The 11,748-nt window shown below is 59.3% G+C and carries 12 protein-coding genes; 9 read left to right on the top strand and 3 right to left on the bottom strand.

Features of this window, described 5'->3' with window-relative positions:
- Positions 1-10 precede the first annotated feature (10 nt).
- The 4 genes from QRN38_RS09440 to QRN38_RS09425 all read left to right on the top strand — a co-directional run bounded on the left by QRN38_RS09440 (position 11) and on the right by QRN38_RS09425 (position 5,882).
- Positions 11-2,131 (top strand): glycosyl transferase family protein, encoded by a 2,121-nt coding sequence (locus tag QRN38_RS09440; RefSeq protein ID WP_007244075.1) that lies wholly within the window; start codon positions 11-13, stop codon positions 2,129-2,131.
- Positions 2,128-4,092: a bacteriophage N4 adsorption protein A gene (locus QRN38_RS09435; protein WP_057419187.1), complete on the top strand. Its 1,965-nt coding sequence runs from the start codon at positions 2,128-2,130 to the stop codon at positions 4,090-4,092. Before QRN38_RS09440 ends, QRN38_RS09435 begins: the two co-directional genes overlap by 4 nt.
- A 31-nt stretch (positions 4,093-4,123) precedes the next feature.
- Positions 4,124-4,996, top strand: coding sequence for an alpha-amylase family protein (locus tag QRN38_RS09430; RefSeq protein ID WP_005764231.1), 873 nt, complete (start codon positions 4,124-4,126; stop codon positions 4,994-4,996).
- An 82-nt stretch (positions 4,997-5,078) separates the two neighbouring features.
- Entirely contained in the window at positions 5,079-5,882 is an 804-nt protein-coding gene (locus QRN38_RS09425; protein ID WP_057419188.1) for a SirB1 family protein, read from the top strand.
- A gap of 211 nt (positions 5,883-6,093) precedes the next feature.
- Here the strand turns inward: QRN38_RS09425 and QRN38_RS09420 are convergent, their stop codons facing one another.
- From QRN38_RS09420 to QRN38_RS09410, 3 genes are all read right to left on the bottom strand, one after another.
- A complete protein-coding gene (locus tag QRN38_RS09420; RefSeq protein WP_057419189.1) occupies positions 6,094-6,639 on the bottom strand; it encodes a hypothetical protein in 546 nt (181 codons plus the stop codon).
- Positions 6,640-6,846: 207 nt separating this feature from the next.
- Positions 6,847-7,758 (bottom strand): SDR family oxidoreductase, encoded by a 912-nt coding sequence (locus QRN38_RS09415; RefSeq protein ID WP_024666609.1) that lies wholly within the window; start codon positions 7,756-7,758, stop codon positions 6,847-6,849.
- A gap of 112 nt (positions 7,759-7,870) precedes the next feature.
- Positions 7,871-8,323 carry a flavodoxin gene (locus tag QRN38_RS09410; protein WP_057419190.1) on the bottom strand — a complete coding sequence of 151 codons (453 nt, stop codon included), beginning with the start codon at positions 8,321-8,323 and terminating at the stop codon, positions 7,871-7,873.
- Between the two features lie 187 nt (positions 8,324-8,510).
- Between QRN38_RS09410 and QRN38_RS09405 the strand changes: the two genes are divergently transcribed.
- The 5 genes from QRN38_RS09405 (at position 8,511) to folX (ending at position 11,741) form a co-directional block, all read left to right on the top strand.
- On the top strand, positions 8,511-9,116 hold the full coding sequence (locus QRN38_RS09405; protein ID WP_007244079.1) for a hypothetical protein: 606 nt from the start codon (positions 8,511-8,513) through the stop codon (positions 9,114-9,116).
- A gap of 151 nt (positions 9,117-9,267) precedes the next feature.
- A complete protein-coding gene (locus QRN38_RS09400) occupies positions 9,268-9,840 on the top strand; it encodes a putative antibiotic biosynthesis monooxygenase (protein WP_007244080.1) in 573 nt (190 codons plus the stop codon).
- A gap of 234 nt (positions 9,841-10,074) precedes the next feature.
- Positions 10,075-10,785, top strand: a complete 711-nt coding sequence (gene folM / locus QRN38_RS09395) for a dihydromonapterin reductase (protein WP_005768743.1) — start codon at positions 10,075-10,077, stop codon at positions 10,783-10,785.
- 21 nt (positions 10,786-10,806) lie between these two features.
- On the top strand, positions 10,807-11,370 hold the full coding sequence (gene folE / locus QRN38_RS09390; protein WP_005768747.1) for a GTP cyclohydrolase I FolE: 564 nt from the start codon (positions 10,807-10,809) through the stop codon (positions 11,368-11,370).
- Positions 11,370-11,741: a dihydroneopterin triphosphate 2'-epimerase gene (folX, locus tag QRN38_RS09385; RefSeq protein ID WP_003379302.1), complete on the top strand. Its 372-nt coding sequence runs from the start codon at positions 11,370-11,372 to the stop codon at positions 11,739-11,741. The genes folE and folX overlap by 1 nt, the downstream gene beginning before the upstream one ends.
- Positions 11,742-11,748 lie beyond the last annotated feature (7 nt).

Here is an 11,748-nt window from a genome sequence, read left to right as displayed (position 1 = left end):
GGACGCCGCAATGACGTCGCTCTATTGGCCTTACTGGCTGGCCCATTACTACAGCATGCTGGAAGTCGCGACGATCATTGTCGGGCTGATCATTCTGGTATCGAGCATCGATGACCTGTTCATCGACCTCTGGTACTGGGCCAGACGGCTGTACCGCAAGTTCACCGCCGAGCGCCGCTACCGGCCGCTTACCGCCGAGCAGTTGATTGCCCGCGACGAGCAGCCGCTGGCGATCATGGTTCCGGCGTGGCTGGAATACGACGTCATCGCGCCGATGATCGAAAACATGGTGTCAACGCTCGACTACCAGAACTACGTGGTTTTTGTCGGCACTTACATCAACGACCAGCGCACCATCGATGAAGTGGAGCGCATGCGCCGCCGCTACAAGCAGTTGCACCGCGTGGAGGTGCCGCACAATGGCCCGACCTGCAAGGCCGACTGTCTGAACTGGGTGATCCAGGCGATTTTCCTGTACGAGCAGACCCATGCCGTGCAGTTCGCCGGAACCATCCTGCACGACAGCGAAGACGTGCTGCACCCGCTTGAGCTGCGTCTGTTCAACTACCTGTTGCCGCGCAAGGACATGATCCAGTTGCCAGTCGTGTCGCTGGAGCGCAACTGGTACGAATGGGTGGCCGGGACCTACATGGATGAGTTCGCCGAATGGCACGGCAAGGACCTGGTGGTTCGCGAAAGCATGACCGACACCGTGCCCTCGGCCGGCGTCGGCACGTGTTTCTCGCGGCGTGCCTTGATGGTGCTGGCCGATGAAAACCAGAACCAGCCGTTCAACACCGAAAGCCTGACCGAAGACTATGACGTAGGCGCGCGGTTGGCGAAGTACGGCATGCAGGCGATCTTTGTGCGTTTTCCGGTGCAGTTCCGGGTGCTGCGCAAATCGTGGTTCCGCAAGCCATACGAGTCGACGCTGGAGATGCCACTGTGTGTCCGGGAATTTTTCCCGGACACCTTCCGCACCGCTTTTCGCCAGAAGGCCCGCTGGACACTGGGCATCGGCCTGCAAGGCTGGGAGCAAATGGGCTGGACCGGTTCGCTGGCGAACCGTTACCTGCTGTTTCGCGACCGTAAAGGCGTGGTGACCTCGTTTGTCAGCATCATTGCTTACCTGATTCTCGTGCAGTTGCTGGCGTTGATCGTCCTGCGTTCCAGCGGGCTTTGGAACACCAGCTTCCCGACACCGTTTGAAACCAACGGCCTCATTCAGTACCTGCTGGTGGCCAACGGCATCGCATTGCTGTGGCGGATTTTGCACCGCTGCTACTTCACTACGGTTCTGTATGGCTGGCAGCATGGCTTGCTGTCCATACCGCGCATGGTGGTCGGCAACTTCGTCAACTTCATGGCTGCGGCGCGCGCCTGGCGGATGTTTCTGGTCGGCAAGGTGCTCAATCGCAAACTGGTCTGGGACAAGACCATGCACGACTTCCCGTCCACCGACCTGGTGGCCGCCGCGCCGCGACGTCTGGGCAGCGTGCTGATCTCGTGGCAGGCCATCAACGACGAGAAACTTCAGACCGCACTGGCCGAGCAACAGACTCGCCAAGTGCCGCTGGGCCGGATTCTACTCAGCCACGGCTGGCTCGACGATGAAACCCTGGCGGAGGCCATTGCGTTCCAGAACGATCTGCCACGGGTGTTCGACATTGCCGGCAAACGTAGCGCGAGTAATCCGCTGGCGGATGAGTTCTGCCTGCGCTGGCGTGTCGTGCCGCTGCAAATGAATGCACTGGGTCGCCAGGAAATAGCGGTCGCCAGCCCGCTCCCGGAAGAAGGCCTGCAACAGATTACCGAACAGTTGGGTGCCGAACCGGTGCAGCTGATTGCGCGTGAAAGCGACATCGTCACGCAGTTGCGCCAGCTTCAGGTGGTCGAAGGTCAGCCGTTGCCGTCCGCTACGCCGCTGTTGGGCGACCTGCTGATCGAGCAAGGGCTGCTGGACCGCGAAGTGTTCCGTAAAGCCATGCTTGGTTATCGCCCGCATGTGCACGGCCGGATCGGCGACTACCTGGTCGACATCGGCGTGCTACCCAGAGAAACCATCGAACAGGCTGTGGCACGTCAGCACAACCACTACCACGCTGACGATCAAACGGAGCAGCCACTATGAAGCGCCCCTTCATCCTGTCGCTGCTGGTGAGCGGCCTGAGCCTTGTTGCGCCGCTCAGTCAGGCAGAAACACTGCCGTTGCCGTTGACCGGTCCTGCGTATGCCATCGCCAACGAGGCCTACATGGCCTACAACCGCAAGGACTACGACCTCGCCATCGCCAAGGCGCGCGAAGCGTTGCGCCAGCGGGGCGATGCCGAGCAGTTGCACGATTTGATTGCCCTGGCCGAGCGCGACAAATACCGTCGCGACCACCCCCAGCGGTTCCCCAAGGCCCGCGTAAAGCCGGGCTATGTGGAAGGCAATCAGGCGCTGCGCGCTTATGCCAGGCGTGATTACGATGGCTCGGCAAACCATGCGCGCAAAGCCATTGCACAGGCGCCAAAAAATCTCGATTACCGCATGATGCTGATTGAGGCGCTGCAGCGTCAGCAGCGTCTGGACCAAGCACAGGTAGCGATCAACGATGCCGAGCTGGCAGTCGGTCCACAGCCAGTGCTGACTCGTCGTCGGCAAGCGATTCAGGAACAGGTGGCGGTCAACAAGGCTGCCGCTGGCTACAAGGCACTGGCGCGCGGTGACAATGAAACCGCGGTCAGCGAAGCGCGTGACGCAGTGCGTAGCTTCCCGAAACAAATGGCGTATCGGAAACTGCTGGTCAGCGCTTTGATCGCCCAAGGGCAATATGCCGAAGCGCGCTCTGCCGCCACCGAGGCGCTGGCGCTCAACGGCAACGATGCCACCCTGCTCGCACAACGCGGGCAACTGCGCCAACGCCTCGGCGATCAGGACGGCGCGCGTCAGGACTTCGCTCAGGCACTCGCTGTGGGTAATCTGCCGCTGCGCGAGCAGGCTTCGCTGTACGCCGCGATGGGCCAGCCGAAAGAGGCGTTGCAACGTCTGCAAAAGGCCCGCGATGCCGGTCAACTGCAGCCGGGCGATGAAGTGCAGATTGCCTACTTCCTCAGCCAGGCGGGCGATGATCGCGGAGCACTTGCCGAATTCAAACGGGTTGACCGCAGCAGCGGGCTCAAACCCCGTGAAGTTCAGGATGCGGCTTACAGCGCCATGCGCTCATCGGACGACGCGCAGGCCATCACGTACTTCAAGCGCGTGCTCGAATACCAGCAGGCCGGCGATTTGCAGATGCCCGATCAACAGGTGTTCGACACCCGGCGCGCCGTCTCCGACCTGTCTCGCGAATGGGGCCTGACCAACACCACGACCTATCGCGGCGCCAGCACCAGCAGTGGTCTTAACGGCGCGCCGAGCAGCACGAACGACAGTGTACAGAACAGCACCGAAGTGTTCTGGCGGCCATTGGGCTACCGCAATGCGCGTTTCGTCGAGCTTTATGGCCGGGTGACCGACACGCTGTGGAGCAAGGATGGCGACTCCGACACCGGCGCGGACGCACTTCAGGGCGCGCTGGGTATCCGCGTCAAACCGTTCAGCGCGGTCAACGTCATCGGTGCGTTTGAGCGCACCTTTCCCTTGGGCAACTCCAACGCCGACGGCGACTGGCTGGTGCGTCTGGGCTACGGCTCAAGCATCGGCACTGATCTGCGGGTCGATGTGCCCAGCTGGTGGACCTCGCAGCTGTACGCTGAAGGCGGGCGTTATCTGCAGGACAAGCGCAACTACTTCAACACTGAATGGCAGGTCGGGCGCAGCTTTCGCCTGGACAGCATCAGCCCGCGATTGGTGGTATTCCCTCACGTGGTCGCCGCAGTGGACTACGATTCGAAGATGCGCAGCGAAGTTGATAGCCTCGGCCGCAGCAGCACATCGTCCGGCAACGCTGGCGGCATCGGCGTGGGCACCGGTGTGCGCTACTGGTTCCGCGAGGACACGTACAAGGCGCCTCAGTCGTATGTCGACTTCTCGGTGCAATACCGCGAGAAAGTCTTTGGCGATGACCGCGCAGAAGGCGTATTCGCACGCATGACATTCTCGTGGTGATCACCGCGAGTCATCTACCAGGGAGTAATGTTTGAAGGCTTTGGCCGCACTGCTACGCCAGACAACACTGGTCAAGACTTCGCTGGCAGCCATGCTGGTGGCTGCGCTGACCTTCGCCTCCAGCGAGCTGTATCAATTGATACAGCCCAAGGGGCCGGGAGTGGTCGGCATAGTCTGGCAGCCGGATAACGCCACGGTCGGTATCAGCGGTGACTGGGACAAGCTCGGCGCGCGGCAATTGCTCGTGCAGTGGACGGCGGTCGATGACCAGTCGTTCATACCCGGCACCGACCTGCCGAATGTGCCGGTGCTGCCCGACTGGTCGCGTATCGGCCAGCAGCCCTGGGCGCAAGAGGTGATCCTCGGGCTGGCCGGCTACTTCAGCGAGAATCGCTCACGGGACAACATCGAACAATTGGCGGTGCTCTCGGCGCAGATGGCCAAGGTCAAAACCCCGCTCAATGTCACCGGCTGGTATTTCCCGGCCGAGGTCGATCCCAGCTGGAGCCGTGCCAAGGAGTTGCCCGCACTGCTGGCAAACCTGCCAAGACCCTTGTGGATAAGCGTCTACGACGGCGCCAACATCGGCCCCGCCGCCACCGCCGACTGGCTGAAAACCTGGCTGCCGGACGACATCGGCGTGTTCTTTCAGGACGGTGTCGGCGTTTACGCACGCACCGCGCCAGTGGCCCGAACCTACGCCGATGCCTTGCGCAAACGGCTGGGCAAAGACCGCGTAAGGATCATCGTCGAAGCGTTTCGCCCGCAGTTCGGTGGTGGCTTCCGCTCGGCAACCGCTGCCGAATTGAAACCGCAGATTGCTGCTTTTGACGGGTATCCGCTGTACCTGTTCGACGGTCCGCACTACGTGACGCCCGAACTGATAGAGGCGTTAAACAAGTAGAAACAAGCGGGGCTGGACGAAACTCCCGGGCGGGGCTACAAAGAGTCTTCGTACTGAATGCCTGAGCCGCACGGGGTGGCCAATGACTCCACGTCAGCATTGCCTGACCTGCCTGCAACAGACGCCGCCCTCGGTGTTTGAAGCGGCCTTGTGGGTATCGGTAGAACACGACGCGCACTTTGCGCGCCATGAGGTGATGAGCGAGATGGACCAGTTGCAGCGTCAGGTCGGCGCAGCCCTGCCGGTCCTGCCCGCTGCCGAACTCGCACAACCGCTGTTGCGACAACTCAGCGCCCTGGGCTTTCAACAGGATGACTGGAACCCTCCGAAACCTGACTCCGCACTGCTGCACAAAATCGTGCAGCAACGACGCGGGCAGCCATTGGGCCTGGCATTGATTGCAATGGAGATCGCACGACGGCTGGACATCGCACTGGAGGGCGTCAACTTTCCCGGCCACTTTCTGCTCCGCGTGCCGGGTGCCGACCATGTGCTCGACCCTTGCGGCGGGCGCAGGCTGTACCCCAAAGACTGCCGCGAGCTGCTGATCCGCCAGTTCGGCCCGACCCTGCAACTGCACGTCGAACACATGAAGCGCGCCACACCGACCCATATGCTGCAGCGCTTGTCGCGCAATCTGCGCCACCTGCATCAGCTCAACGATGACTACATTGCTGCGCTCAAAGACGCCAATCGAATCATCGAGCTGGGCCAGGCGACCAGCAGCGATCACCTGGCCCGCGCCAGCCTGTATCAATTCCTGGAATGCCCGCAGGCCGAACGCTTCGACCTGGAGCACGCGTTGCTGCTCAGCGAAGACCCGATTCAGCGCATCAGGCTCACCGAGCGCCTGAGTCAAATGCCATCGAACCGCAGCGTCCACTGACGGCGCGGCCATTTTTTCGGTTCATTGTTGCTTGGCATTGTTACCTGCAGGGTAATGCTGCATATCCCGCACAGGGATGTTTCAGGGTCGTGACGACAGGTAACCTGCGCGCGTTGAATCGACGTGGATTTGCAAGCTCCCTTGATCCTGCGTTTTGTTTGGCCGCTGCGTGTGTATGAACACAGCGGCCTTTTTTATCCCCTGAGCACTCTCACGCCTTGGCATTCGGCGTTCGTTTGATCAGCCCCTTGTTTTCCATATCCTTGATCTTGCGCATATCGTAACTGTCGCCCGACTCGGCAAATGTCTGAAGATTCTGCATGATATGGATCGTTCTGATGTAATCAGGCAATAACACTTTGGCGTAAGGGTCTCCGCCCATGGCCTTTTCCTTCATTTCAATGATCCGGTTGGCAAAGAACTCCAGTGCATTGATTTCCTTGCTCGGATCGACAAGTTTGCCTTTCTTGTCGAACTCATCACCCGCTCGGCTCATGAGCTCGGCAGTAAGATTGTCGATCATGCCAAACTTGAACAGGATCATTCCGGCTCTATTGAGGTCCTTGGGAGTAATCTGTTCGGGGTTGAACCCCTTGAACAGCGGCTTCATCCTGCGCTTCTCCATCGCCAGCGAATTTAGCGCAACCGCATTCTCACCGACCTCCTGCAACACCTGACCCACCTGCTCTGCAGCCTTCTTGAACTTGAGCCTTTCAGGCGGTGCAGCGATGGTTACCGGTGGCAGGTCACCCCACATTGTTCTTCCCACGTGATACTCCTTATATGAATGTGTTCAAACTTCATATCGGAGCCGGAAGAGCTGAGTTGATGGCTGGGGGAAAATCCGTACTTGAACTACATAGTCCTAGGACCGATCTTACATCGATTGGTAAAGTCTCTTATAAATGCCTGTGTTATTTGACCTAATCCGCTTTAAATACACGTACACAGATTGTTAGTGTACTTATCTGAGAGCCCCCTGCAGATTGGCCATCATTTCCTTCAGCGCCTCGGTACTGTCAGCAGGGTGCGCCGCGCCGTCGAAATCACCAATCGTCTGCCACTGCGCAGCGACGTCTTCCGGGCTGAAGCCCGCCTGTGGATCGAAGCACGCACCCAGGCTGCGCTCCCAGCGGACTTTGCCGATCCATCCGCCGCCTACTTCAAACAGCGCACCGCTGTCCTGGCACTGTTCACTGCCCAGGTACACCACCAGCGGGCTGACCAGTTCAGGTTTGAGCAGCTCGAACACGCTGGCAGGGATCAGGCCCTCGGTCATTCGTGTGCCGCCGGTGGGCGCGATGGCGTTGACCAAAATTCCGTTCTTGCGGCCTTCCAGTGCAAGGGTGCGAGTCAGTCCGTAAAGCCCGAGCTTGGCCGCTGCGTAATTGGACTGGCCGAAGTTGCCATAGATGCCGGAGGTCGATGAGGTGAAGATCACCCGTCCGTAATTCTGCTCACGCAGGTGCGGCCAGGCGGCATGGGTCACCTTGTAGGCGCCCTCTACATGAACGCGATAGACGAGGTCCCAGTCGGCATCCTGCATTTTGGCGAAGGTCTTGTCGCGCAGGATGCCAGCGTTGTTGACCACCACATCGATGCGACCGAAGGCGTCAAGCGCGTGTTGCACGATTCGCCCGCCATCGGTCACCGAGTCATGGTTGGCCACAGCGGTGCCGCCCGCCTCGCGAATCTCGGCGACAACCTGATCGGCAGCAGAGGCACTGGCCCCTTCGCCCTGCGCCGAACCACCCAGATCGTTGACCACCACCCGCGCGCCATGTTTCGCGAAGAGCAGCGCGTGGGCTCGTCCAAGCCCGCCGCCTGCGCCCGTCACAATCACGACTTTATCTTCAAAACGTACTGACTCGTTCATCGCAGGCTCCGTGAATACAGGGAAACGTTGCGATAAGTGTCGTCCATGCCCTCGTCCGTCACAATCAACACGCGCTGTGCTGAATCATGTCCGATAAAAGTGCAGGATGATTTCAGCCCAGTCGGGTCATGAACGTCGCCAGCCAAGGCTCGGCATCGGTTTCAGGGGTGACGCTTTCACTGCCGTCCAGACGCAGCATGTCCTGCACTTCGACAATACCCAGTTCGGCAAACAGCTCGCGCATCTGCTCGCCACCTGCACAAAAGGTGTCGCCGTAGCTGGCATCACCCAGCGCGATTACGCCCCCCGGCAAACCGCGCAGGGCTGCGGGCAGCAGGTCACGCAATTGTGAGTAGAGTGGCATGAGGTTATCGGGCAGCTCGCCCATACCGGTGGTCGACGTGACCGCCAGCAGTGCCTGTGGCTCGAACGCCAACAGGTCTGGCAGCGCAAGCCTGGGGTTGACGAGGGTGTCGTGGCCTGAAGCTTGCAACAGCGTGGCTGCGTGTCTGGCAACTTCTTCGGCCGATCCGTAGACCGATCCACACACGATGGCGACTTTCATGGTTATTCCTGTGGCAGCCTGAAAAAGTGAAACATTATGCCCCAAAACAGCGTCTGATTTTTCGCCTGCCTTTGAGTGACGCGCAGGAAAGTTGAAACACTGAAATGCAAAAATATGATGAATGGTCAGAACAGTCCTTAGAATTAATGGTCTTTGTTCTCAATAACCGGTTAGCCCGAGTCCCGTCATGCAACCTGATTCACTCCTCACACAGGCAGAGCTGGATTTTATCCAGGGCATGCAGCGTAATCCCAAGCTGAATGTGCGCGACAGTACGCGTAGCTTGCTGGTCAATGGCGGCATTCAGATCCAGGATTTGCTGACGCGTCTGGCTGCGCATGAGCAGGTCACGATTCATGCCCAGTTTGAAAATCAGCAGATGAATTTCCCGCTGCATCTGGTCGAGGACGAATTCCATGCCCTGCACCTGGAATTGGGCGCGCCGAGCATCTTTGAAGAAGGCCCGCGCATCCGTCCATGGCGATTGGTGCTTGAAGACCCGATCCCGCTCGAAACCGAGAAAGGCACACTGACTGCGCTTTGGGTTCACGAGCTGTCGTTCAAAGGCGTGCTGCTTGAGTACCGCAAGGAAGGCAAGCTGCCGAGAAACTTTTCAGCCTGGTTCAATCCTGCAGGCCAGGCCCCGATTCCGATGCGCGGCAAGCTGGAACGAATGACCGAGCACAATTTTGGCGCTTATCATTTCAGCAAACACGGCAAGGACGATGCCGAGCGTCTGCGGCAATACATCCTGCAAGAGCATCGGCGCAAGCATCCTGCTCTGCACAAGTAATGCTTCAACGGCTGCAAATTTCTACCGGTCTGGCACTGTTTCAGGAATAATCCTTGCTTGCTTCTCAGTGAAGCTGTCGCGACCCATCACCCCGGATCGCGGCATGTGACCTCCCTACCCGGGAATCTCACGCCTCTACCGGAGATACACAATGTCTACCTCACCCGTCACCCTGATGGTTGCCCGCCGCGTGGCGCAGGGTCGCTACCATGAAATGATGGCCTGGCTGCACGAAGGCGAACTGTTGGCCACGGACTTTACGGGTTATCTGGGCTCAGGCGTGCTGGCTCCCCCACCCGGGGACGATGAATTCCAGATTATTTTCCGCTTTGCCGACGAGCACACCATGCACGCCTGGGAGCATTCTGCCTCCCGACGCTCCTGGCTGGTGCGCGGCAGCGGTCTATTCGCGCAACCCTCCGAGCATCGTGTCAGTGGCATAGACGGCTGGTTCGGCGCAATCGATCAGCGCCCGCCGCGCTGGAAGCAGGCTGTGGCCATCTGGCTGGCGTTCTTTCCGGTGTCACTGATTTTCAACTTTCTGCTCGGCCCGCTGCTCAACCCTCTGGATCTGCTGCCGCGGATCATGATCAGCACAGCGGTGCTGACCCCGTTGATGGTCTACCTGTTCATTCCGCTGTCCACGCGCCTGCTGGCCACCTGGCTGCAGACCACGCCTGCAACGCCTCCTGCACGACCGACACAGTCGACATCCCCGCGATAGTTTCAGAAAGACCTGTACACCCCTGACGACTCGGTACAGGTCTTCGTCCCGTTCAGACCCGCTCACCTCTTCAACGTATCGGCCCTAAGCGCCAGCTCACGCGGCATGGCGCGATTTTCATGTGGCCCAGGGTTGTACAAAAAAATTCTCTGGTATAACTTTGCACGTAAACCGGAAGAAACAATCGACCGTAGAATCCTCGTCCATTACGGACACCTGATACGTGAGCTGTCGATGGCATTATCTTCTGCACCGATCCTGATTACCGGCGCCAGCCAGCGCGTGGGCCTGCATTGCGCGCTGCGCCTGCTTGAACACGGGCATCAGGTCATCATCAGTTACCGAACCGAACACGCCAGTGTGGCCCAACTGCGCCAGGCCGGTGCGCATACCCTGCACGGCGATTTTTCGAGCGAAGCCTCGATCATGGCGTTCATCGAGCAGTTGAAATCCCATACCTCAAGCCTGCGTGCCATTGTGCACAACGCGTCCGAATGGCTGGCCGAAACGCCAGGCGACGAAGCCGAAAACTTCACGCGCATGTTCAGCGTGCACATGCTCGCCCCGTACCTCATCAACCTGCATTGCGAGGCACTGTTACACGCCAGCGACGTCGCCGACATCGTGCACATCAGCGATGACGTGACCCGCAAGGGCAGCAGCAAGCACATTGCCTATTGCGCAACCAAGGCCGGGCTGGAAAGCCTCACCCTGTCGTTCGCCGCAAGGTTCGCCCCGCTTGTCAAAGTCAACGGCATAGCACCGGCGCTGTTGATGTTTCAACCCAAGGACGATGCGGCCTACCGCGCCAACGCCCTGGCCAAGTCGGCTATGGGCATAGAGCCTGGTGCAGAAGTGATCTACCAGAGCCTGCGCTACCTTCTGGACAGCACCTATGTCACCGGCACAACACTGACCGTAAACGGCGGACGGCACGTCAAGTAAGCCGCCCCGAGGACCCTTCTGATGAGTTCATCCCTGCCACAGCACTATCGAGACATTCTGCTCGAACTGGGTGAAAACCCAGAGCGTGAAGGTCTTCTGGACACCCCGAAACGCGCCTCCAAAGCGATGCAGTATTTATGTCACGGCTACACCCAGACCGTCGAAGAAATTGTCAACGGCGCGCTGTTCGCCTCTGACAACGATGAAATGGTCATCGTCCAGAACATCGAGCTTTATTCGCTTTGCGAGCATCACCTGCTGCCGTTCATCGGTAAGGCGCACGTAGCCTATATCCCGACCGGCAAGGTGCTGGGCCTTTCGAAAATCGCCCGCATCGTGGACATGTTCGCCCGTCGCCTGCAGATTCAGGAAAATCTGACCAAACAGATTGCCGACTCGATTCAGCAGGTGACTGGCGCAGCCGGCGTGGCAGTGGTCATCGAGGCACAGCACATGTGCATGATGATGCGCGGTGTCGAAAAGCAGAATTCGACCATGAACACTTCGGTCATGCTGGGCGCGTTTCGTGAGTCGAGCACTACCCGCATGGAGTTTCTGCAATTGATCGGACGGAGCAGAACGTAATGGCAAGACTCGAACCTGGTACCGCGCGCATTCGCGTCAAGGACTTGCGGTTGCGCACCTTCATCGGTATCAACGAGGACGAGATCGTCAACAAACAGGATGTGCTGATCAACCTGACGATTCTCTACCCGGCGCAGGAGGCTGTTCGCGATAACGATATCGGGCACGCGCTCAACTACCGCACCATCACCAAGGCAATCATTCAGCACGTTGAAGGCAATCGTTTTGCATTGCTGGAGCGACTGACCCAGGAAGTGCTGGACCTGGTGATGAGCCACGAGGCGGTGACCTACGCCGAAGTGGAAGTCGACAAGCCGCATGCGCTGCGTTTCGCAGAATCGGTGTCGATCACACTCGCCGGTCAACGCTGAAACTCTT

This window comes from Pseudomonas sp. CFBP2511, assembly GCF_030209255.1.
Taxonomy (GTDB): domain Bacteria; phylum Pseudomonadota; class Gammaproteobacteria; order Pseudomonadales; family Pseudomonadaceae; genus Aquipseudomonas; species Aquipseudomonas avellanae.
The sequence above is the reverse complement of the archived record's forward strand: the minus strand, read 5'-3'. Positions and strand labels throughout refer to the sequence as shown.